The sequence below is a fragment of the Helicobacter pylori genome (genome assembly GCF_030062585.1).
Taxonomy (GTDB): domain Bacteria; phylum Campylobacterota; class Campylobacteria; order Campylobacterales; family Helicobacteraceae; genus Helicobacter; species Helicobacter pylori_CN.
On sequence record NZ_CP071935.1, the window covers coordinates 1,599,395 to 1,620,706 of the forward strand.

The 21,312-nt window shown below is 40.1% G+C and carries 19 protein-coding genes, 2 tRNA genes and 3 pseudogenes; 13 read left to right on the forward strand and 11 right to left on the reverse strand.

The features are described 5' to 3' along the window. Positions 1 to 3: 3 nt before the first annotated feature. Positions 4 to 1,116 carry a hydrogenase formation protein HypD gene (hypD, locus tag J5F42_RS07650; RefSeq protein WP_283491335.1) on the forward strand — a complete coding sequence of 371 codons (1,113 nt, stop codon included), beginning with the start codon at positions 4 to 6 and terminating at the stop codon, positions 1,114 to 1,116. Positions 1,117 to 1,207: 91 nt separating this feature from the next. On the opposite strand, the gene J5F42_RS07655 is transcribed toward hypD, so the two are convergent. Further along, positions 1,208 to 1,834 carry a helicase DnaB modulator gene (locus J5F42_RS07655; protein WP_283491620.1) on the reverse strand — a complete coding sequence of 209 codons (627 nt, stop codon included), beginning with the start codon at positions 1,832 to 1,834 and terminating at the stop codon, positions 1,208 to 1,210. On the opposite strand from J5F42_RS07655, the gene J5F42_RS07660 reads away from it, so the two are divergent. Further along, a tRNA-Gln gene (locus J5F42_RS07660) sits at positions 1,790 to 1,864 on the forward strand. The two genes, J5F42_RS07655 and J5F42_RS07660, sit on opposite strands and share 45 nt — an antisense overlap. A gap of 20 nt (positions 1,865 to 1,884) precedes the next feature. Then, positions 1,885 to 1,961 (forward strand) — tRNA-Met (locus J5F42_RS07665). A 341-nt stretch (positions 1,962 to 2,302) separates the two neighbouring features. On the opposite strand, the pseudogene J5F42_RS07670 reads toward J5F42_RS07665, so the two are convergent. The 4 genes and pseudogenes from J5F42_RS07670 to J5F42_RS07685 all read right to left on the reverse strand — a co-directional run bounded on the left by J5F42_RS07670 (position 2,303) and on the right by J5F42_RS07685 (position 4,405). Beyond that, positions 2,303 to 2,757: pseudogene (locus tag J5F42_RS07670) on the reverse strand (hypothetical protein). Positions 2,758 to 2,767: 10 nt separating this feature from the next. Beyond that, positions 2,768 to 3,217 carry a hypothetical protein gene (locus J5F42_RS07675; protein WP_000861010.1) on the reverse strand — a complete coding sequence of 150 codons (450 nt, stop codon included), beginning with the start codon at positions 3,215 to 3,217 and terminating at the stop codon, positions 2,768 to 2,770. After that, positions 3,214 to 3,915, reverse strand: coding sequence for a toll/interleukin-1 receptor domain-containing protein (locus J5F42_RS07680; protein WP_283491336.1), 702 nt, complete (start codon positions 3,913 to 3,915; stop codon positions 3,214 to 3,216). The genes J5F42_RS07675 and J5F42_RS07680 overlap by 4 nt, the downstream gene beginning before the upstream one ends. A 229-nt stretch (positions 3,916 to 4,144) precedes the next feature. After that, a complete protein-coding gene (locus J5F42_RS07685) occupies positions 4,145 to 4,405 on the reverse strand; it encodes a hypothetical protein (protein WP_283491337.1) in 261 nt (86 codons plus the stop codon). 70 nt (positions 4,406 to 4,475) lie between these two features. Between J5F42_RS07685 and sppA the strand changes: the two genes are divergently transcribed. The 3 genes from sppA to J5F42_RS07700 are packed head-to-tail and all read left to right on the forward strand — an operon-like array spanning position 4,476 to position 8,707. Then, the gene (sppA, locus tag J5F42_RS07690; RefSeq protein ID WP_097699295.1) at positions 4,476 to 5,354 is read left to right on the forward strand and encodes a signal peptide peptidase SppA; all 879 of its coding nucleotides are present in this window, start codon (positions 4,476 to 4,478) and stop codon (positions 5,352 to 5,354) included. A 2-nt stretch (positions 5,355 to 5,356) separates the two neighbouring features. Continuing rightward, positions 5,357 to 6,238 (forward strand): formyltetrahydrofolate deformylase, encoded by an 882-nt coding sequence (gene purU, locus J5F42_RS07695; RefSeq protein WP_097699296.1) that lies wholly within the window; start codon positions 5,357 to 5,359, stop codon positions 6,236 to 6,238. Beyond that, positions 6,239 to 8,707 (forward strand): hypothetical protein, encoded by a 2,469-nt coding sequence (locus tag J5F42_RS07700; RefSeq protein ID WP_283491338.1) that lies wholly within the window; start codon positions 6,239 to 6,241, stop codon positions 8,705 to 8,707. 215 nt (positions 8,708 to 8,922) lie between these two features. Here the strand turns inward: J5F42_RS07700 and aapA3 are convergent, their stop codons facing one another. The 5 genes from aapA3 to rsmA form a co-directional block, all read right to left on the reverse strand. Then, a complete protein-coding gene (gene aapA3, locus J5F42_RS08005; RefSeq protein WP_000681135.1) occupies positions 8,923 to 9,015 on the reverse strand; it encodes a type I toxin-antitoxin system toxin AapA3 in 93 nt (30 codons plus the stop codon). 158 nt (positions 9,016 to 9,173) lie between these two features. After that, on the reverse strand, positions 9,174 to 10,247 hold the full coding sequence (gene rlmN, locus J5F42_RS07705) for a dual-specificity RNA methyltransferase RlmN (protein WP_097699298.1): 1,074 nt from the start codon (positions 10,245 to 10,247) through the stop codon (positions 9,174 to 9,176). Further along, the gene (locus J5F42_RS07710) at positions 10,244 to 11,233 is read right to left on the reverse strand and encodes a KpsF/GutQ family sugar-phosphate isomerase (RefSeq protein ID WP_097699299.1); all 990 of its coding nucleotides are present in this window, start codon (positions 11,231 to 11,233) and stop codon (positions 10,244 to 10,246) included. Before J5F42_RS07710 ends, rlmN begins: the two co-directional genes overlap by 4 nt. Continuing rightward, on the reverse strand, positions 11,217 to 13,292 hold the full coding sequence (locus J5F42_RS07715; protein WP_097699300.1) for a ribonuclease J: 2,076 nt from the start codon (positions 13,290 to 13,292) through the stop codon (positions 11,217 to 11,219). Before J5F42_RS07715 ends, J5F42_RS07710 begins: the two co-directional genes overlap by 17 nt. A 37-nt stretch (positions 13,293 to 13,329) precedes the next feature. Beyond that, positions 13,330 to 14,145, reverse strand: a complete 816-nt coding sequence (rsmA, locus tag J5F42_RS07720; RefSeq protein ID WP_097699301.1) for a 16S rRNA (adenine(1518)-N(6)/adenine(1519)-N(6))-dimethyltransferase RsmA — start codon at positions 14,143 to 14,145, stop codon at positions 13,330 to 13,332. Between the two features lie 309 nt (positions 14,146 to 14,454). Between rsmA and hpnL the strand changes: the two are divergent. The 3 genes and pseudogenes from hpnL to J5F42_RS07730 all read left to right on the forward strand — a co-directional run. Beyond that, a pseudogene (hpnL, locus tag J5F42_RS07990) lies at positions 14,455 to 14,610 on the forward strand (nickel-binding protein HpnL); the annotation flags it as partial. 271 nt (positions 14,611 to 14,881) lie between these two features. Then, positions 14,882 to 15,001 (forward strand): annotated as a pseudogene (locus J5F42_RS07995) (hypothetical protein); the annotation flags it as partial. After that, positions 14,952 to 15,149, forward strand: coding sequence for a hypothetical protein (locus J5F42_RS07730; RefSeq protein ID WP_230078062.1), 198 nt, complete (start codon positions 14,952 to 14,954; stop codon positions 15,147 to 15,149). The pseudogene J5F42_RS07995 and the gene J5F42_RS07730, both read left to right, overlap by 50 nt. 164 nt (positions 15,150 to 15,313) lie before the next feature. Here J5F42_RS07730 and J5F42_RS07735 read toward each other — a convergent pair whose 3' ends face one another. Further along, positions 15,314 to 15,934: a hypothetical protein gene (locus tag J5F42_RS07735; protein ID WP_097706403.1), complete on the reverse strand. Its 621-nt coding sequence runs from the start codon at positions 15,932 to 15,934 to the stop codon at positions 15,314 to 15,316. Positions 15,935 to 16,035: 101 nt separating this feature from the next. Between J5F42_RS07735 and J5F42_RS07740 the strand changes: the two genes are divergently transcribed. The 4 genes from J5F42_RS07740 to fliI are packed head-to-tail and all read left to right on the forward strand — an operon-like array spanning position 16,036 to position 21,312. After that, a complete protein-coding gene (locus tag J5F42_RS07740; protein WP_001952774.1) occupies positions 16,036 to 16,290 on the forward strand; it encodes an RNA-binding S4 domain-containing protein in 255 nt (84 codons plus the stop codon). 24 nt (positions 16,291 to 16,314) lie between these two features. After that, complete coding sequence (gene ileS, locus J5F42_RS07745; protein WP_097699304.1) at positions 16,315 to 19,077, forward strand: isoleucine--tRNA ligase; 2,763 nt, start codon at positions 16,315 to 16,317, stop codon at positions 19,075 to 19,077. A 16-nt stretch (positions 19,078 to 19,093) separates the two neighbouring features. After that, positions 19,094 to 20,017 carry a CpaF/VirB11 family protein gene (locus tag J5F42_RS07750; RefSeq protein ID WP_097699305.1) on the forward strand — a complete coding sequence of 308 codons (924 nt, stop codon included), beginning with the start codon at positions 19,094 to 19,096 and terminating at the stop codon, positions 20,015 to 20,017. Then, a complete protein-coding gene (fliI, locus tag J5F42_RS07755; RefSeq protein ID WP_097699306.1) occupies positions 20,008 to 21,312 on the forward strand; it encodes a flagellar protein export ATPase FliI in 1,305 nt (434 codons plus the stop codon). The genes J5F42_RS07750 and fliI overlap by 10 nt, the downstream gene beginning before the upstream one ends.

Genomic DNA, 21,312 nt, shown 5'->3' on the forward strand with positions numbered 1-21,312 from the left:
ACAATGAGCGTTGATCACCTCATTTCGCCCTTTAGAGACAAACGAACCATTTTAGCGCTCTCTAATGCAATCAAAAAACTCGCTTCCAAACTCACAAAAAAATTAGTCATCATGGAAGTGTGCGGAGGGCATACGCATTCTATCATGAAATACGGGCTTTTGGATTTGATGCCTAACAATTTAGAGTTTGTGCATGGGCCAGGGTGTCCGGTATGCGTGATGCCAAGAGCGCGCCTTGATGAAGCTTACGAACTCGCTAGCATGAAAGATAGCATTGTTTTGAGTTTAGGGGATATGATGAGAGTCCCCGGGAGCTATGGGAGTTTGATACAAGCGAGAGAAAAGGGGCTGGATGCGCGCTTTTTGTATTCGCCCATGCAAGCTTTAGAGATCGCTAAAGAAAACCCTCATAAAAAAGTCATCTACATTGCGATCGGTTTTGAGACCACCACGCCGATGAGCGCTAGCGTTTTACTGAGCGCCAAAAAAGAAAAAATTAACAACCTTTTTTTCCACATCAACCACATTTTAGTGCCTCCTAGCGTGAGCGCGATTTTAGAAGATCCAGCATGCCAAATTAACGCTCTTTTAGCCCCTAGCCATGTGAGCGTGATGAACGGCGCTCAAATCTACGCTCCTTTAGTGGATCGCTTTAAAATCCCCATTATTGTGAGCGGTTTTGAGCCGGTGGATATATTAGAAAGCGTGCTGATGCTTATCAAACAAGCCTTAAACAAAGAAGCCAAGCTAGAAATCCAATACAAAAGAGCGGTGAGCTATGGAGGGAATACAAAAGCGCAAGAGTTAGTGAATGCATGCATGGAAGTTAGGGAAAATTTTGAATGGAGAGGGTTAGGGAATATCAAACGTTCCGCCCTAAAGCTTAAAGAAATATTCGCCTCTTATGACGCTGAAAAAGTCTTTAAAGAACATTTAAGCCACAAAACCTCCAAAGAAAACAAAGCATGCAAGTGCGGGGAGATTTTAAAAGGCATCGCTAAGCCCCTAGACTGCTCACTATTCGCTACAACTTGCACCCCACAAAATCCGATCGGCAGTTGCATGGTCAGCTCTGAGGGGGCGTGCGCGGCGTATTATCGTTACAAGCGCGTTTGAGCTTCAAAAATTGCTCTAAGCCCCTAGACTGCTCGCTATTCGCCACAACTTGCACCCCGCAAAATCCGATCGGCAGTTGCATGGTCAGCTCTCAAGGGGGTGTGCGCGGCGTATTATCGTTACAAGTGCGTTTGAACTTTAGAAATTGCTTTTTAGTGAAATCGCTCAAACCTTCGCAATTGACATTCACGCTTTTAGGGGGTTTTTCTTTTTTGACAACCGGTTTTTGGTAAGGCCTTTTCCTAATACTCGCTTGGATAGTTTTAAAATCAAAAGGGTAATTTAAAGCTTTTAGGATTTTTTGCGTTTCTAAAAAATGGGCTTTCAAATTCTTGGTGTAATAATCTTCTTCTATCTTAAAGGCTTTCAAGAAACTTGGGTGCGTGAAATAGATTTTTAGGATTTGATGCTCAATTTTGGCGTATCTAAACCCTTTCTTTAAATCCCCTAAAATTCCAGCGACATAACGATTGATCACCTCTCTTCGCTTGAGCTGGAGCTTTAAATTTTTAAACGCAGACACTTGAGCGATTTTTTTAAACAGCAAAAAGGTTTCTTTCTTTTTTAGATAGCGTTCATAAATGAGAGGGTTAAATGCTTTTTCCATAGTGGGATTATAGCGTTTTAGCTTGACTTTTTTAAAAAGCTTTTGTATAATGCTTCTTTTAGTTTTTGGGGTGTCGCCAAGCGGTAAGGCACCAGGTTTTGGTCCTGGCATTCCGAGGTTCGAATCCTTGCACCCCAGCCATTTTTCCTTTATTAGCGTGTCGCGGAGTAGAGCAGTCCGGTAGCTCGTTGGGCTCATAACCCAAAGGTCAGTGGTTCAAATCCATTCTCCGCAACCAATCTTTCAAACCACACCACCACACCACACCACCAAACCAAACAAAAAGCATCAAAAGTAAAAAAATGACAAAATTTTCCCCAAATGACAAAAAAAAAAAAACGCTTTATGCTATAATACTCCAAATACATTCCAATACAAATGCATTCTAATGTATGAAATCCCTAATACTACAATCCAATTTAAAAAGGAGAAAACATGAAAANGTTTTGTTTCTTGTTTTTGATTTCTTGCGTGTTAAGTTTTATTTTTTGTGAAATGCATATAAGGGAGTGGTTATTTTGCGATACCCTAAATCTTAAAACGCTTCAAAAGTTATCGTTTGATTGAAGTCAGGCTCTTTTATAGCCAACACTTCATTGAAACAGAATTCAAAACAAAACCATAGACCACCAAGCAAAGACCTAACACCCAATAAGGGAAAAGGCTAAACGAAAACATGGAGCATAAGAATTGCACGCACCGGCAAGTTTGATGAGCAGGAAAGACTTCAAACAGCCTTTCATCGGTTTTGGGTCTGTTTTTTATCAGCCATTGGTATTGCTCCCTAAACAACCTTTCTTGCGTGAGATAATAAGCGTCTAAAAGATAAAAACATGCTAACAACACCCTAAAACGCATAACCCATAAAGATGAGAGATCGCCTCTATTTTGAGGGATAAGACACCCACAGCGAGCGCGAGTGTCCATTTCTTGCACTCCAAAGAATTTTGTGCCATTCTGTTGATAACGCCTTGTAATATTTTAAGCTCTTCTATAAGGATTTTTGCTCTGTCTGTGGGGTTATGATTGTCCATATTTGCCTGATTATCTGTTGAAGTTAAAAGTCCAGGAGCCTTTATCGGTCTGTATTTCTGCCTCTATAATATCGCACCCTTGAGAAATGCCCTCTATTTTTTCCCCAAATTTAAGGGTTTGATGTTCCATCATCAAACCCTTTTGTTCTAATTGAGAAATTTTATTCTGCATGTCTGCTAACCTTTTCTTATCTTTTATATACTCGTACGCACTTGCTTCATTTTTAAAGTCTTGCACAGAAATTGATCGAGCATATACTTGAGAAAAACTGACAGCACAATTACCCCGATTAAGCTTCACGCCTTGAATAGTAACGCTATCTGCTTTGGAGTCGATTTGAAACGCACCCTCGCTATTTGCAATCATCTCAATCGGCGATTCACTGCTACCACCATTCCCACAGCCCACTAAATACAACGCCAAACAGCTTGCACTTAGTAATTTTTGATAAGTTTTCATTTTGTATCCTTTGTTATAAGATTAGGAGCGATTTTCTTGCACAAACTATCAAGAGAGATAGGTTTAAACCTCCTTAATAAGTTTGTGACATCGTAAGAAACGCACATGGCTTTAATGTGCGATTCTTTTAGAGTAGTGCCAGTTATAAAAGTGTTAGCGATCTTTAATTCTTCATAAATCCATGCGGAATAAGTGATGCGCGATAGCCCTTGATTGGAAACGCTATTCTTACTCTGTAAAAACACAAAATAGGGGCATTTTTTGATCATGTCTTGTAAAGATTCCCTGAGAATGAGCGTGAAAGCGTCTTCAATCCTACTTATATCATCGTATTTTGCCAATTTGTTTAAAACATCGTCTTTATAATCCCAAAAAAGCGAGTCTATAAACACTTTGCGTTTTATTTGGTTTTCTAAATAGTTTTTAACTTCTAAAGCCTTATTTATGTCTGCATGCGAGTGCGAGAGGAACACTTGAACGGTTTTTAGCTGCGGTTTGAACGGGCTAAAAAAGGCTTCTTTAATTTCATTGTGGTTTAAGATGATGTCATCGTTAGAATGTTTGGCCTTTTTAATCAATTCATAAATCTTTTTGGCCGCTTCATTAATTTGATGGACTTGGTTGTTAGAACAGCGTGTGCTAGGTTTTAAAATACTTTGATTTTCTCTGCTATCTAAATCAACCACAAAGGCTTTCATGATATATTTTCCTTTAATATTTTTATCAAATTCTCAAATATAAATACGATTTTAAGTTCCCTTTAAAATCTTTTGATTATAGTAGACTTAGCTTAAGAGTGCTTGAATTTTGGGGTGTTGGGGGGTCGTTAGAATAGCTAAAAACCACCGCTAAAAAAAGCCTTTTGCAAACAAAAAGGACGTATAAATTTACAATGACCCTAAAAGCACAAAAACCAACAAAAACAATCTAAAAAACCTCTTCGCATGCCTTTTTGTCTTTATGGAGTAAGCATTCTTTTTGCAATTCTATAAAGCGTTTTTTCCTTTCTTCTTCAATCATATTATTAGGCTTTTCAATGGGGTGCGAAAGAGAGTGTGAAGATTTTGAAGTGGGGGCATTGAATTTGGGCGCATACCCTAGCTTATTGACTGCATAAAAGCCTAAAGCGGCGATTAAAATAAAAATCCAATCTGTTTTTCTGATCTTGGGGCAAAATTTACACGCCATGATTTAATCCTTAAAACATTTGAAGTATAATACACTCTTATGGTCAAATATTAAGTTTAGGAAAAGCTGCATGTGGAGTTTCATTCAAAAAATCTTTAAGGCTTTAATCATTATGCCTTTAGATTTCATCACGAAGTATTTCAAGTCGTTTGTGCTGTTATTGATTGTGTTAGTCTTTTTTAGCGCTAAAGAAAGCGCACCAAGCGAACCGCCCAATCTCGCTAAACTCTATTTAAATGGGGCGATTTTTAGCACCGAGGATTTTGACAAAGAAGTGGATAAAATCCTAAAAACCCCTAGCATTAAGGGCGTTTTATTGTTGATTGATTCTCCTGGTGGGGCGGTGTCAGCGAGCGTGGAATTGAGCGAAAAAATCGCTGATCTGAAGCAAAAAATGCCCGTTTTAGCGTATGCTAGGGGGGTTATGGCGAGCGGGAGCTATTATGCGGGCATGCAAGCGAGCGAAGTTTATGCCTCTAAAGCGAGTTTGATAGGATCCATTGGGGTGATTTTTTCTAGCGCGAATGTGGAAAATTTGCTCAATAAAGTCGGCGTAGCCACTCAAGGCGTGCATGCGGGCGAATATAAAGAAATAGGCACTTTCACCAGGGCATGGAAACCCAATGAAAAAGAATTTTTGCAAAATTTAGTCAATGAGCAATACCAAATGTTTGTGAATGATGTCGCAAAAGCTAGGAAATTAGACGCTAAGGATTATAAGGATTTTGCTGAAGGGAAGGTTTTTAGCGCTCAAAACGCTCTAAAATTAAAACTCATTGATAAAATCAGCACGATTCAACAAGCCCAAGATCGCTTAATGGAATTGAGTAAGGTTAAAAAAGCTTATTGGCTAGAAAAAAGCCCCATGGAACGTTTCATTGAAAAGGCCACGCAATCAGCGAGTAATATCATCACGCAAGCGCTTGGTTATCAATTGTTGATGAGATGAATATGTTAGAATTTATTTTAAAAATTCAAGCCAAAGACTCTAAAGGCTTGGTGAGCACCATTAGCGCCACTATCGCTAACAAGGGCTATAACATCGTTAAAAACGATGAATTTGTTGATCCCTTAAAACAGCGCTTTTTCATGCGGCTAAAAATCCAAAAAGAAATCAAGCCCTTGAATACTGAAATTAAAGAACAAGAAGAACGATCCTTAAAAACCGCTCTTTTTAAAGCCTTAGAAAACTTTAGCGAGCTATTGATTGAAGTCATTTTAACGCATAAAAAAAACATCATTTTACTCGCTACTAAAGAGAGCCATTGCTTAGGGGATTTGCTCTTAAGGGTGTATGGGGGGGAATTGAACGCTCAAATTTTAGGCGTTATCTCTAATCACGAGGTTTTACGCCCTTTAGTGGAAAAATTTGACATCCCTTATTTTTACGCGCCTTGTATTGATCAAATTTTGCATGAAAAAGAAGTTTTAGCAACCATTAAAGACCTGGAATTACAGCACAAAGTGAGCGCGGATCTGCTCGTTTTAGCCAAATACATGCGCATTTTAAGCCATGATTTTACGAAGCGCTATGAAAATCAGATTCTCAATATCCATCATAGTTTCTTGCCCGCATTCATTGGGGCTAACCCTTACCAGCAAGCGTTTGAAAGGGGCGTGAAAGTCATCGGGGCCACGGCGCATTTTGTGAATGAAAGCCTTGATGCCGGGCCAATTATTTTACAAGACACTCTGCCCATTAACCACAACTACAGCGTGGAAAAAATGCGCCTAGCGGGTAAGGATATAGAAAAACTGGTTTTGGCTAGGGCTTTAAAACTCGTTTTAGAAGACAGGGTGTTTGTGCATGAAAACAAAACGGTGGTGTTTTGAATGCTTTTAGATTGCAGCAACCTCAATGAAGAACCCTTAAAAAGCCAGATCAAAGCCGAGTTCTTTAAGGATAAAAAATTCCTTTATAGCGGGGATAAAATAGATTTCATGTTAAGCTATAAGCATTCTAACGCCACCTTACCCATTTTATGGGGCGAAGCTAAAAGGGGCGATTTTGATGATTTGGACAAAGCTTTCACGCAACTTCTTTTAACCATAGGCAAGCACAGGCTTTATACCCACCACACGCCACCTTATTTGTGCGCTTTTAACGCTTTTAAAATAGAATTTATCGCCTTTGATGACACGATCACAAGCTTTTTTTATAAAAGCGATATAGATTTTTCTATCACCCCAAGCAACCACAACACAGAAGGTTTTAAACACGCTTTAGATGCGTTTAAAGCCATGAGCAAATCCCATAAATCGGTTTTTGACTTTAAAACCCAAAGTCAGGAATGCAAAGAATTTATTGAAAATAATTTAAACTCTAGCCATCCACTCAACAAAATCCAAATTGATAAAAATAATTTCTTTACGATCTATCAAAAGTGGATTGAAGCTGTCAAACCCACCATTGACATAGATTGGGAGGTGGCTAAAACTAAAGGGGTTTTAGACGCAGACTATTATTTAGCGGATTTGCTCAGCGATGGCGATAAAACCATTATTGAGAAATTGCACACGATTTTAAGCTCCAATTATTATAAATTGAAAAGGGGTGTGAATGAGTTAGGTAAAATGGATTTTATGGAAGTTGGTTTCACAGACGGCCAACAAGCCCATAAAGAATTTTGGAGGATTTATGAAAGGCCTCCTAAATTAGAGTTTCAAGCTTTTATTTTAGAGCGGCGCGATTTGTTAGTGCCAAGCGATGTGAGAGAAAGGAAAGGGGCGTTTTTTACCCCTAAAATCTGGGTAGAAAAGAGTCAAGAATATTTAGCCAAAGCTTTGGGACAAGATTATCAAGAGAATTATATCATTTGGGATTGTGCTGGGGGGACTGGGAATTTGCTTCAGGGTTTATTGAATAAGGCTAATTTGTATCTATCCACTTTAGATCATAACGATGTGGCAATCGTTAAAGATCTGGCTGCAAAAAACCACTTAAAACTACTGGAAAATCATGTTTTTCAATTTGACTTTTTAAACGATGATTTTTTCAGCGATAAAACGCCAAAAAGCTTGCAAGAAATCTTAAAAGATGAAGAGAAACGAAAAAAGCTCATCATTTACATCAACCCGCCGTATGCGGAAGCGACTTCGGCTAAAACGCCTAGCGGCACAGGGAAGAATAAAGATTTAGTGGCTAGGGGCAATCTTATTTGCAAGAAGTATGAAGATGAATTAAATAAAGCCAATAACGAACTTTTCGCTCAATTTTTCATGCGCATTTATAAGGAATTGGATGGTTGCATCATGGCGAGTTTTTCAACGCTCAAATACCTTAACTCTAGCAATTTTAAAAAATTCAGAGAAGTTTTTAAGGCTAAATTTTTAGAGGGGTTTATGGTGCCTGCGGATAGCTTTGATAACGTGACAGGGCAATTCCCCATTGGCTTTTTAGTTTGGGATACTGCTACCCCCCCCCCCTTAAAACCAACCAACGCGCTCAATTTAGAAGTGTTTGACTCCTCTGGCGGATTTTTGGGGTATAAAACTTTTAAGCCGATAGTGGATAAGGTTAAAAATATAAACCAATATTTAAAGCAATACAATATAAATAATTCTAATATTTTAGGGTTTATTGATTGCGCTGGCGTGGATTTTCAAAACAATAAATTTGTTAATCTAGCAAATAACAAAAATCTTAAACGCAACATTACTTTTTTTGGTTTAACCCTCACAAACCTTCTAATCGGCGCGATCTATTTCTCTGCCCGCCATTGCATCAAAGCCACATGGCAAAACGATAGGGATCAATTCTACGCCCCTTATGATGACGCTTTCCAAGACGATAGCGAGTTTAAAAGCAATTGTTTGATTTTCATGCTTTTTCACACCCAAAACCGCATCACTACCGCTCAAGGGATCAATCATTTTATCCCCTTTAGCGAAGATGAAGTCAATTCTAAAGAAAGATATTCTAGCCACGCTTTATTAGACTTTTTAAAAGGCGAAATCAAAGAGCCTAAAAAGAGCGACAGCCTCTTTTTAAGCGTCAAAAAAGAAAACAAACCCCTAAAATTCAGCCCGAGCGCTTCAAAGGTGTTTGACGCTGGCAAAGAGATCTATCGCTATTACCACACCCAAGATTTCACCCACACCCCCTATAACGCTAACGACGCAAGCCTTTATGACATCAAAGAATTTTTTCAAGGCCGTAACAAGCAAGGCAAATTAAATTTACCCACCAAAGCCAAAGATAAATATTACAAACAGCTTTACGCTAACTTGCAAGACGCCCTAAAAGATCTTGCCGAAGAAATACAGCCTAAAGTCTATGAATACGGGTTTTTAAGGGAGTGATTTTTAAGACAAATAATCAAAAAGCTAGAGCAAGCGGTATTTTTTAAAAGCACTCTATGAGGGGGATTTAGTTTTATAGAGGGGAGAATTATCTCTATCCCCTTAAAAAAATAAGTTTTACAACAAAATGACCAACGCCCCAAAAGTTAAAGGCAAACCCGCTTTTTAAAGGAAACCCCTAAGCCTTTAAACCCAGGGGAACGCTATTAGAAAAATCAGCGTTTCACAGAAACGATCACTTTAAGCCCCAAAAAAGCAAACTCAAAGTATAATGATCTCCAAGAGCGTTTGCCACTTTTGTGTTTCATGGCATGCTCCTTACAATGTTGGTCTGCCCCATATCGTAACTATGGGGCGTGATGAAATCCTACAACAAACCCCCTTAAAAACACCCTTTGAATGGCACCAAACACGCATGGCAAATGGCCTAAAGTCTATGAATACGGGTTTTTAAGGGAGTGGTTTTTTAAATTTTCTGCTGGAGCTTTTTCTCTCTCAATTGCCCGCAAGCCGCTTCAATATCCAAGGCTTTAGACTCTCTAATGGTGCATAATAAACCTTTGGAGTTTAAAAAATCCGCAAACATTCTAGCACTCTCTAAGCTAGGGCGCTCAAACTTAGAGCCTTCATGCGGGTTGAATAAAATCAAATTCACTTTGGATTTAATGCCGTTTAAAAGTTTTAAAAGTTTTTTAGCGCAATCCAAGCTATCGTTTAGATCTTTAATCAAAAGGTATTCAAACATCACTCTTTTGCGCTGCTCTAAAGGCCATTTCCTCACTTCATTCAAAACGCATTCAATGTTGTATTTTTTATTCAAGGGCATTAAAGACGAGCGCGTTTTGTCATCTACGGCGTGTAAAGATATGGCTAATTGCACGCCTAAATTTTTGCCCGCTAAAATGGGGATTTTATCGGCTACGCCACTCGTGGAAATGGTGATCCTTTTAGGCGAAATTTGCATGCCGGTATTAAAAATCTCAATCGCCTTACACACCTCATCTAAATTGTTCAAAGGTTCGCCCATTCCCATAAAAACAATGTTGAATGCTTTTTCAATGGGGAGGTTATTGTCTTCTTTAATGAGTAGGGCTTGCTGGATGATCTCGCTCGCTTTTAAGTTCCTTACAAAACCGCCTTTTTGAGTGAAACAAAACGAGCAACCCACTTGACAGCCGATTTGACAAGACACGCACACGGTGTATTTTTCCCCCTCTAAAACGGCGTTAGTTTCTTTATCAATCTTTTTGTCTTTCATTTTCAACAACACCGCTTCAAAAGTGTGGTTGTCTCTTAAAGATTTAAAAAGGTATTTTTTAGAGCCATCAACGCTCTTTCTCACATGCGTGATTTCTATCGTGCGCAAAGTAAATTCTTGCTCTAAATAAGCAATAAAATCTTTTGAAAAATTATTTTGCATGTCTTTAAAGCTTGTTTTATACTTCGCATAGAGCCACAAATAAAGCTGTTTAGCCCTAAAGCTTGGTTTTAAAAGCTGACTCAATTCCTTTAGAGTGAAATCATAAATGCTCGCTTTCATGCTTTAAGCCCTAATTCTAAAAGTTGGTGCAAGTGCAAGACCCCTAAAACCTTATTATGATCATCTACGCACACTAAAAGCTGGATCTTATGGCGTTCTAAAAATTCTAACGCTTCTAAAAGAAGAGCGTCTAAATTCTTAAAGCTTTTAGGTTTTAAAGTGGCAAAATACCTCACTTCGCTCTCCAAGCTAAGCCCTTTTAATAGCGCCCTACGGACATCGCCATCGCTTAACACCCCTACAAGCTCGTTAGCCTCATTGACTAAAATCGCGCTGCCCAAGCGTTTTTCACTCATTTCTATGAGCGCGTCTTTAAAACTTGTATTAGGAGCGATTAGGGGGAGGTCCGTGGTTTGCAACAAGTCTTTAACCTTGACAAAAAGTTTTTTGCCTAAAAGCCCGCCCGGATGAAAGGAGGCAAAATCTTCTTGGCTAAAGTTTTTCGCTCGCATCAAGCATGCCATTAAAACATCGCCTAACGCTAGAGTTAGGGTGGTAGAAGTCGTTGGAGCGGTGTTGATCGGGCAAGCTTCTTTTTTGATTTTCAAACTCAAATAATAATCGCCGAGTTTGGAGAGCGAGCTATTAGGGCTTTTAGTGAAAGTGATGATTTTATGGCTTAAGCGTTTTAAATGGCTCACCAGATTCAATAATTCTAAAGACTCGCCCCCGTAACTAATCATTAAGATCACATCGTTTTTTTCCACCATGCCCAAATCCCCATGCATGGCTTCTGTGGGGTGTAAAAACGCGCTTTTGTTACCGGTGCTTAACATAGAAGCAACGATTTTTTGCGCCACTAAAGCGCTCTTACCCACGCCCACTATCACAAGCTTACCCCCTTTTTCTTGGCTTTTTAAAATGAGCTTGACAATCGCTTCTAAATCGTTAGGTTTTTGGAATTGCTTAACGCTTTCTAAAAGCGCGCTCGCTTCATCTCTTAAGACTTGCGCGGCGATAGCATTGTAATCAAGTGGCATGGACATGGCAAATGATAGCCGGGTATTTTCTAAACTTTTTAAAGAGCGCTTTTCTGATGAAATTACGGGTGTGATCTTCTAATTTCTTAGGGCTATTCAAAATTTCGGCGTTGCTGGATTTCAATAACAACTCTAATCCCCCTTGAATTTCTTTTGTCAAATGCTTTTCATCTTTAAAGCCCACAAGCCCTAAACTGGAAAATTGAGAGCTTTCTAAAAGCGCTTGTTTGTTTTTATTCACAAAAATCGTAGCGGCAAACACCCCAGCGCTAGCGACTTCTTCTCTTTGTTGCACAATGCTTGTGTCAATACTCAAATTGCTTTGGTTATCCACATAGCTTTTCCCGCTTTTAATCGTGCCCACTTTTTTAATGAACGCAGGGCCGACTTCCACTTGATCACCATCTTCCATTAAATAGATATTTTTTTCAGGCACTCCGCAAGAAATAGCGGTTTGCTTGTGGCGCGCGACATGGTTATATTCCCCATGCACGGGCAAGAAAAACTTAGGCTTGATGAGTCTTAACATGAGTTTTTGCTCTTCTTGGGCGGCATGCCCGCTCACATGGATACTGTCAAATTCTTGATAAGCCACTTTAGCTTCTTTTTTGATTAAAAAATTCAATACCGCTGAAACGCTCGCTTCATTGCCAGGAATGGCTTTAGCGGAGATGATAATTAAATCGTTGGGTTTGATAGAAATGTGGCGGTGTTCATCAGTCGCCATGCGATAAAGCGCGCTCATGGTTTCGCCTTGTGAGCCGGTCGTTACAATTAAGACTTCATTATCCGGGTATTTAGCGACTTCATTGGCCTCAATAAAAGATTGATAAGGCAAATGGATATAGCCTAATTCTCTGGCGATGTCTAGGTTTTTTTCCATAGAGCGCCCGATCACAGCGATCTTGCGGTTGTATTTAATGCCGTATTGGATGGCTTGATAAACTCGGTGGATATTGCTAGAGAAGGTGCTCATAATCACCCTCCCTTGCGCTTCTTTAAAAAGGGTATCAAAAGCCGGCGCTATGGTGCTTTCACTCGGCGTGGTTCCGGATTTATGGGAGTTAGTGGAATCGCTTAAAAGAAGCATCACCCCCTTTTCGCCATAGTGTGCTAAACGATACAAATCCGTGGGCAAATTATCCACTGGGGTGTGATCGATTTTAAAATCGCCGGTGTGGATGATGGTTCCGGCTTTAGTTTGGATCGCCAAAGCGCTGCTGTCAATGATAGAATGCGTGATGTGGATCCATTCAATGATAAATTCGCCCACGCTAATGGGGCAACGCTTTTCTACGATTTTAAAATACGAGCGGTATTTTTTCAAACCATGTTCATCAAACTTGCTCCCAATCAGCCCCAAACTCAAAGGCGTGCCATAAAGGGGGAATTGCAACTCTTTAAACAAATAAGGCGTGGCCCCTATGTGATCTTCATGGGCATGGGTGATGATAATGCCGGCGATTTTGTCCTTGATTTGGTGCAAGTAGGAAAAATCCGGGATTAAAATATCCACGCCAAAAAGCCCCTCTTTAGGGAAGCTCATGCCCGCATCAATCACGATCGCACTTTTTGGGGTTTCAATGACCATCATGTTCCCCCCAATCTCGCCCAAGCCCCCTAAAGGCGTGATCTTAACGCTCGCTTTAGAGTTTAGATTCATCTTATAATGCGGGTTTAAATGCTCCACTTGGATCTTGTTATTCGCTTCAACGCCTTTTTTGAGTTCCTTATGAAAGCCTAAAGTCCCCCTCTCATTCACATGCAAAATTTCCGTAACGCCCTCTACTTTATTGCTATTTAGCTCTTCTTGGGCGTAATTTCTAGTCTTTTGGGGGGCGTGTTTAGCTTTGTGGTGGTGGTTTGGTTTTTTGTTGGGGCGATACTCTTTTTTATGGTGCGAAAGCGCTTCATGGTTTGAAGACTCTGCGTTTTTTTGCGCATTTTCTCTGAAACGCTTTTTGCGGTTGGTGAATCGCTCAAACGCTCCGGCTCGCATCTCATCAGCTTTTGAATTTTCACTGCTGTTTTCATGGTTTTCATTGTTTTGGTTGTTATCCGTCATAACGATTATTCCTTTATTTCAATTTTTTAAAAAGGCATTAGCCTTTTAAAAGGTATTCTAAGAGCTTGAGATAATCTTGTATCTCAGACGCCCTCACGCTTGTTGGTTGATTTTCTAACGCTAGAAAATCTAACACCTTATCAAGCTTTTCTTTATAAGAAACGCTTTTTTTAAGATTGTTTGAAAGCGTCTTCCTAGGAGATGAGAAACAAGCTTTCAAAAAATCTTCCAACATTTCAAACCCTTTTTGTAGGGCTTCTTCAAAAAATGGCGCTTGGGCTAATGAAGCTAACGCCTTTTCTTTCAGCGGCTCTTTAATCACTTCAAACACGCTAGAAAACACCTTTGGAGACGGGCTAAACGCACTAGGCGGCACATCAAACAAAAGGGTAGCGTCCCCTATTGTGTGAGCCAAAACGCTTAAAGCGTTCTGTGAATCTTTAGCGCAAAACTTGAGCGCCACTTCCTTTTGCGTCATCACCAATAAGCCCCTGCATTTAGGGTCTTTGAGCGCGTTTAAAACAAGCCTAGTAGCGATATAATAAGGCAAATTAGAGATCAAAAAATAAGGCTCTTCTTCTTTCAAAAAAAGAGCGTCTTTTTCCACTAATTCTAATTCAAAAGGCTTTTTTTGCGCCTTTAGTTTTGATCGCATTTTCTCGCACAAGCTGCTATCTATCTCATAAGTCTTTAAAGGATAGCGATCCAACAACTTAAGAGTCAAATCCCCTAGTCCCACGCCAATTTCAATTAATTTCAATGGGTTTAAGGGGGGCAAAGCATTAACGATTCTGTCTAAAAACGACTCGTCCGTTAAAAAATGCTGTCCTAAAGACTTTTTAGCTACTACCATAGCACGCTTTTAATTCCTAGTATTATACCTTAAAAAGGGGATTTGTCTTTCCTTTTTAATGCAACTTTTTTATTATAGCTTTTTTCATCCAAAGATGTTGGTAGTTTTGACGATAGAAGCGTTTAAATTGGCGCTCGTATTAAAAATTAGTATTAAAATCTTTTCCGTTAATAATTGGTTAGATTTTGCATTATAAAATGAAATCCTAGCCAATGAGCTAGAATTTAAATTTCAATTAAAGGAGTCATCATGGCACACCATGAACAACAACACCAAGCGCAACAACAGCAACAACAACAGGCTAACAGCCAACACCACCACCACCATCACCACGCACACCACCACCATTATTATGGCGGCGAACACCATCACCATAACGCGCAACAACACGCCGAACAACAAGCAGAGCAACAAGCTCAACAACAGCAACAACAACAAGCACACCAACAAAACCAACAATATTGATTGGGGCGTTTGTGGGGGCGGCCTTAGGGCTGCTTTTTGACTTTTAACTCTTTCTTTTAAGTGCGAATTTTCTTTCAAAATCAAAAATTTTAATGGCAATGGATTTAATATCCGCTGTTAGGCGATTTGTTTGTAACCCTCCCTATCAAGTAGCAAAAATTTAAAAATTAGCGTCAAAATTTCTTCCATTAACAATTGATTAGATTTTATACTGTAAAATAAAATCCTAGCCAGTAAGCTAGAATTTAAATTTTTAATCAAAGGAGTCATCATGGCACACCATGAAGAACAACACGGCGGACACCACCACCATCACCACCACACACACCACCACCATTATCATGGCGGCGAACACCACCATCACCACCACAGCTCTCATCATGAAGAAGGTTGTTGCAGCACTAGCGATAGTCATCATCAAGAAGAAGGTTGCTGCCACGGGCATCACGAGTAATATCGGTGTGGCTAGGGGCAACTTGACTAGGGTTGTCTCTGGCTTTGACTTCAAAATACGATCATTCCATTCTAACCCATTCTAATCAAACCCATTAAATCCAATCAAACCAACACGCTTGATTTTTATTTTTACAAACGCTCATTAATACTCATCAATGCCCATAAAAAGTAAATTTTTATTTATATAGTATCGTTAAGACTTTTTAATATTTTAATACCAACGCTCCATAAAACAAAGCCTTGCGTTTTATCGTTCCAACTCCCATGCGTCTTTAAAAGAAGCGTTTTTAAGCTTTAAATTCAAGCTCCCTTCAATCCATTGGGTATTGGCCCCCTTTTCGTTGTTGTCAAATAAAAACACCCCTAAAAAGCCTCTAGGGGTTTTAATCAGGCTCAATTCCACGCTAGGAAGAATGGTTTTGCTGTCAGGTTTGACTTCAAAGGCTAGGAAAAAGGGGTGGTTATTTTTAAAATCATAGCCATTTTTGGTGTATGAATAGCCAGGAGCACTTTGCAAGATGCCTTTTTGAGTTTCCACGCTAAAAGAATCCAAGTAATAAAACCCAGGCTCTAGCTTGAACGATTGGACTTTGGCTAAAGTATAGCGGTTTTTCCATAAAAGCATGAAGCGATTACTCCCTAGCATGAATAAAGGTCCCCTAGGGTCTTTGAGCTTTGCTTTAGGGTTTTTCTTAAGCGTTTCATTGTGTTTGGCGACAACTCCTCTATCAATTTTGCGCCAATAAGTGCGCACGCTTTGGCCTTGATGAGCGATATACATATTCACCAAACCAGAATGATGGCCTTTAGGGGGCAAGCAAGAGGCTAATAAAAGAGCGGCTAACAAACTCACAATTTGAAACTTCAAGCAAATTCCTTAAAAAGAGTGGTGGCTGAATGCTAACATGCTAAAACTAAAACCCTTATAAGTTATGGATAAAAACTTAAAGAATAGGGTAAAATAAACGCATGCGAATAGACAAATTTTTACAATCAGTGGGTTTAGTGAAGCGGCGCGTTTTAGCGACAGATATGTGCAATGTGGGGGCGGTGTGGCTCAATGGGAGTTGCACTAAGCCTAGTAAAGAAGTGAAAATAGGCGATGTGATTAGCTTGCATTATTTAAAAGGGATAGAAGAATACACGATTTTACAAATCCCCACTTTAAAAAATGTGCCGCGAAAAGACACACACCTTTATATCGCTCCTAAAACAAAAGAATAAAGATAAAAGACTAAGGATTAATCAGTGAAAGAATACAAAGACACCCTAAACTTAAACACAACCACCTTTTCTATGAAAGGGAATTTGAGCGTTAATGAGCCTAAAACTTACGCCAAATGGCAAAAGCAACAAGCGTTCAAACGCATGCAAGCTAGGAAAGATAACCATGGGGATTTCACTTTGCATGATGGGCCGCCTTATGCGAACGGGCATTTGCATTTAGGGCATGCCTTAAATAAAATTTTAAAAGACATTGTCGTTAAAAGAGAATATTTTAAAGGGAAGAAAATCTATTACACGCCCGGTTGGGATTGTCATGGCTTGCCCATTGAGCAGCAAATTTTAGAGCAATTGGAAAAAGAAAAAACAAGCCTAGAAAACCCCACGCTGTTTAGAGAAAAGTGCCGAGATCATGCGAAAAAGTTTTTAGAAATCCAAAAGAATGAATTTTTGCAATTAGGCGTTTTGGGGGATTTTGAAGATCCCTATAAAACCATGGATTTTAAATTTGAAGCGAGCATTTATAGGGCTTTAGTGGAAGTGGCTAAAAAAGGGCTTTTGAAAGAGCGCCATAAGCCTATTTATTGGAGTTATGCATGCGAGAGCGCTTTAGCGGAAGCTGAAGTGGAATACAAGATGAAAAAATCGCCCTCCATTTTCGTGGCGTTTGGTTTGAAAAAGGAGAGTTTAGAAAAGTTAAAAGTCAAAAAAGCGAGCTTGGTGATTTGGACGACCACGCCTTGGACTTTGTATGCGAATGTAGCGATCGCTTTGAAAAAAGACGCTGTTTATGCGCTCACCCAAAAAGGCTATTTAGTCGCTAAAGCCTTGCATGAAAAATTAGCCGCTTTAGGGGTGGTGGATAGTGAGATTGTGCATGAATTCAATTCCAATGATTTAGAATACTTGAAAGCACTCAATCCTTTAAACCAAAGAGATTCCCTAATCACTCTAGGAGAGCATGTCGGTTTAGAAGATGGCACAGGAGCCGTGCATACCGCTCCCGGGCATGGTGAAGAGGACTATTATTTAGGTTTAAAATATAATTTAGAAGTGTTAATGTCCGTAGATGAGAAAGGTTGCTATGATGAGGGCATTATCCATAACCAACTATTAGATGAAAGCTATCTGGGCGAGCATGTTTTTAAGGCTCAAAAACGCATTATAGAGCAATTGGGCGATTCTTTATTGCTAGAGCAAGAGATTGAGCATTCCTACCCGCATTGCTGGAGGACGCACAAGCCTGTGATTTACAGAGCGACCACGCAATGGTTTATTTTAATGGATGAGCCTTTCATCCAAAATGATGGCTCTCAAAAAACCTTAAGAGAAGTGGCTTTAGATGCGATTGAAAAGGTGGAATTTGTGCCAAGCAGCGGGAAAAACCGCCTAAAAACCATGATAGAAAACCGCCCTGATTGGTGCTTGAGCCGGCAAAGAAAATGGGGCGTGCCACTGGCCTTTTTCATAGACAAACGTGCGAATAAGCCTTGTTTTGAAAGCGAAGTTTTAGAGCATGTGGCCAATCTTTTTGAAAAAAAAGGCTGTGATGTGTGGTGGGAGTCTAGCGTGAAGGATTTGTTACCCCCTAGCTATCAAGAGGACGCCAAGCATTATGAGAAAATCATGCACATTTTAGACGTGTGGTTTGATAGCGGTAGCACCTTTAAGGCGGTTTTAGAAGACTACCATGGAGAAAAAGGGCAAAGCCCTAGCGATGTGATTTTAGAAGGGAGCGATCAGCATAGGGGGTGGTTTCAAAGCTCGCTTCTAATCGGTTGTGTTTTAAATAATCAAGCCCCTTTTAAAAAGGTCATTACGCATGGCTTTATCGTAGATGAAAAGGGCGAGAAAATGAGCAAATCTAAGGGCAATGTGGTGTCTTTGGATAATTTACTCAAAAAGCATGGGAGCGATGTGGTGCGTTTGTGGGTGGCGTTTAATGACTATCAAAACGATTTGAGGGTCTCTCAAACCTTTTTCACTCAAACAGAACAGCATTATAAAAAATTCCGCAACACCCTGAAATTCTTACTCGCTAATTTTAGCGATATGGATCTTAAGGATTTAGAACGCTCCCATGATTTTAGCCCTTTAGATCATTTTATATTAGAGGCTTTAGAAACCATAAGTGCTGGAGTCAATAGCGCGTTTGAAGAGCATGATTTTGTGAAAGGCTTGAATATTTTAATGGCGTTTGTTACCAATGAATTGAGCGGGATTTATTTAGACGCTTGTAAGGATAGCTTGTATTGCGATAGCAAAAACAATAAAAAACGCCAAGCCATTCAAATGGTCTTACTCGCTGTGGCTAGTCAATTGTGCTACTTTTTAGCCCCGATTTTAACGCACACGATTGAAGAGGTTTTAGAGCATAGTCAGGTGCTGTGCGCGTTTTTACAAGCCAAAGATGTGTTTGATTTAAAAGGCATTAGCGTTTCAGAAAAACTCCACCTCAAAGAGTTTAAAAAACCAGAAAATTTTGAAGCCGTTTTAGCCTTGCGTTCTGCCTTTAATGAAGAGTTAGACCGATTGAAAAAAGAAGGCGTGATCAAAAATTCGTTGGAGTGCGCTATTGAGGTAAAAGAAAAAGCGTTGCGTGAAAATTTGATAGAAGAATTGCTGATGGTGAGCTTTGTGGGGGTTGCAAAAGAAAAATTAAGCGAAACGCCAGCATTCACGCTCTTTAAAGCCCCTTTTTATAAATGCCCCAGGTGTTGGCGTTTCAAAAGCGAGTTAGAAAACACCCCTTGCAAGCGCTGCGAAGAGGTTTTAAAAGAGCGATGATAAAAGGATAGGGCTTTTGGAAACTTTACAAACCCATAGAGTTTTACAAGCCCTAATCGGCCATTTTACCCCTTTTTTAGAAAGCGGGATCACAGAGCTTATCATCAATACCGAGCAGGAGCTTTGGCTTTATAAAATCAATAACACCCGAGAAAAAAGAGGGCATGTGCTTTTTGATAAGGCGTTTTTGCTGAGATTTTGCGAGCAATTGGCCAGTTTTAGGGGGTTGTTTTTTGATGAAGAACACCCCACTTTAAATTGCTCTATCCCTTTCACGCGCTATAGGGTGAGCGCGAATCACTTCAGCATCACTACCAATAATCAAATCACGCTCAATATCCGTGTGCCTAGGCTTAAGCCCTTAAGTTTAGACGATTTCACTTTCAAAGCAAGCGATCCAAAGGGTTTGAAAGATTTAGCGCTAAAAGGGCATAATATCCTCATTAGCGGGGAGACTTCAAGCGGTAAAACAAGCTTATTGAACGCTCTTTTAGATTGCGTCAATAAAGATGAAAGGGTGGTGAGCGTTGAAGACAGCCAAGAATTGGATTTAAAAGCGTTTAGTAACTGCGTGGGGCTTTTAGTGGGCAAGCAAGAAAACACGCGCTTTAATTATGAAGACGCTCTCAATATGGCCATGCGCTTAAACCCAGACAGGCTCATTGTGGGCGAGATTGACACTAGGAATGCAGCGCTTTTTTTGCGTTTAGGAAACACCGGGCATAAGGGCATGCTCTCAACCATTCACGCTAATAGCGCTCAAAACACTTTAGAAGCCCTTTCGTTGAATTTAAGCATGCGTTATACGCATTCTTTGGATAAGGATTTAATGCGAGCGTATTTTAAGAGCGCGATTGATGTGATCGTGCATGTGAATAGGATCAACAATGAGCGCCAAATCGCTGAAGTCTTATGGACTAAAGAGCTTAAATGCCCCTAAAATCCTTAAAAAACCGCTTGAATCAGCATTTTGATCTATCGCCTCGCTACGGGAGCGTGAAAAAAATCATGCCCAATATCGTTTATGCGGATGGCTTTAACCCGTCTGTGGGCGATGTGGTGAAGATTGAAAAAAGCGATGGCGCTGAATGCGTGGGAATGGTGGTGGTGGCAGAAAAAGAGCAATTTGGTTTCACGCCCTTTAATTTTATAGAGGGGGCTAGGGCTGGCGATAAGGTGCTGTTTTTAAAAGAGGGGTTGAATTTCCCTGTGGGCCGTAATCTTTTAGGGAGGGTGCTTAACCCTTTGGGGCAAGTCATTGACAATAAGGGGACGCTAGATTATGAACGATTAGCGCCTGTCATTACAACGCCTATAGCCCCTTTAAAGAGAGGCTTGATTGATGAGGTTTTTAGCGTGGGGGTGAAGAGCATTGATGGGCTTTTGACTTGCGGTAAGGGGCAAAAACTGGGCATTTTTGCCGGCTCTGGGGTGGGTAAATCCACGCTAATGGGCATGATCACTAGGGGTTGCTTAGCGCCGATTAAAGTGATCGCTTTGATTGGGGAAAGGGGCAGAGAAATCCCTGAATTTATAGAGAAAAACTTGAAAGGGGATTTAAGCTCTTGCGTGTTGGTGGTCGCTACGAGCGATGATAGCCCTTTAATGCGCAAATACGGGGCTTTTTGCGCGATGAGTGTGGCGGAGTATTTTAAAAACCAAGGGCTAGACGTGTTATTCATCATGGATTCAGTGACTCGTTTCGCTATGGCTCAAAGAGAAATCGGTTTAGCCTTAGGCGAACCGCCCACTTCCAAAGGCTACCCCCCATCCGCGCTTTCTTTATTGCCTCAATTAATGGAGAGAGCGGGTAAGGAAGAAAATAAGGGGAGCATTACGGCTTTTTTTAGCGTGCTAGTAGAGGGCGATGATTTGAGCGATCCCATAGCCGATCAGGCTAGGAGTATTTTAGATGGGCATATTGTCTTAAGCAGGGAATTAACCGATTATGGGATCTACCCGCCTATCAATATTTTAAACTCCGCATCAAGGGTGGCTAAAGACATCATCAGCGAGTCTCAAAACCTTTATGCGAGAAAATTCCGCCGTTTGTATGCGTTATTGAAAGAAAATGAAATGCTCATTCGCATCGGCTCTTATCAAATGGGGAACGATAAAGAGCTTGATGAAGCGATTAGGAAAAAGGCTTTAATGGAGCAATTTTTAGCGCAAGATGAAAACGCTTTACAGCCTTTTGAAACAAGCTTTCAGCAATTAGAAGAAATCTTAAGATAA

Bases quoted from the DNA above. Each gene is read 5' to 3' on its own strand.
- hypD (WP_283491335.1), top strand. From the start codon at position 4: ATGAGCGTTGATCACCTCATTTCGCCCTTTAGAGACAAACGAACCATT.
- J5F42_RS07655 (WP_283491620.1), bottom strand. From the start codon at position 1,834: ATGCCAGGACCAAAACCTGGTGCCTTACCGCTTGGCGACACCCCAAAA.
- J5F42_RS07675 (WP_000861010.1), bottom strand. From the start codon at position 3,217: ATGAAAACTTATCAAAAATTACTAAGTGCAAGCTGTTTGGCGTTGTAT.
- J5F42_RS07680 (WP_283491336.1), bottom strand. From the start codon at position 3,915: ATGAAAGCCTTTGTGGTTGATTTAGATAGCAGAGAAAATCAAAGTATT.
- J5F42_RS07685 (WP_283491337.1), bottom strand. From the start codon at position 4,405: ATGGCGTGTAAATTTTGCCCCAAGATCAGAAAAACAGATTGGATTTTT.
- sppA (WP_097699295.1), top strand. From the start codon at position 4,476: ATGTGGAGTTTCATTCAAAAAATCTTTAAGGCTTTAATCATTATGCCT.
- purU (WP_097699296.1), top strand. From the start codon at position 5,357: ATGTTAGAATTTATTTTAAAAATTCAAGCCAAAGACTCTAAAGGCTTG.
- J5F42_RS07700 (WP_283491338.1), top strand. From the start codon at position 6,239: ATGCTTTTAGATTGCAGCAACCTCAATGAAGAACCCTTAAAAAGCCAG.
- aapA3 (WP_000681135.1), bottom strand. From the start codon at position 9,015: ATGAAACACAAAAGTGGCAAACGCTCTTGGAGATCATTATACTTTGAG.
- rlmN (WP_097699298.1), bottom strand. From the start codon at position 10,247: ATGAAAGCGAGCATTTATGATTTCACTCTAAAGGAATTGAGTCAGCTT.
- J5F42_RS07710 (WP_097699299.1), bottom strand. From the start codon at position 11,233: ATGTCCATGCCACTTGATTACAATGCTATCGCCGCGCAAGTCTTAAGA.
- J5F42_RS07715 (WP_097699300.1), bottom strand. From the start codon at position 13,292: ATGACGGATAACAACCAAAACAATGAAAACCATGAAAACAGCAGTGAA.
- rsmA (WP_097699301.1), bottom strand. From the start codon at position 14,145: ATGGTAGTAGCTAAAAAGTCTTTAGGACAGCATTTTTTAACGGACGAG.
- J5F42_RS07730 (WP_230078062.1), top strand. From the start codon at position 14,952: ATGGCGGCGAACACCACCATCACCACCACAGCTCTCATCATGAAGAAG.
- J5F42_RS07740 (WP_001952774.1), top strand. From the start codon at position 16,036: ATGCGAATAGACAAATTTTTACAATCAGTGGGTTTAGTGAAGCGGCGC.
- fliI (WP_097699306.1), top strand. From the start codon at position 20,008: ATGCCCCTAAAATCCTTAAAAAACCGCTTGAATCAGCATTTTGATCTA.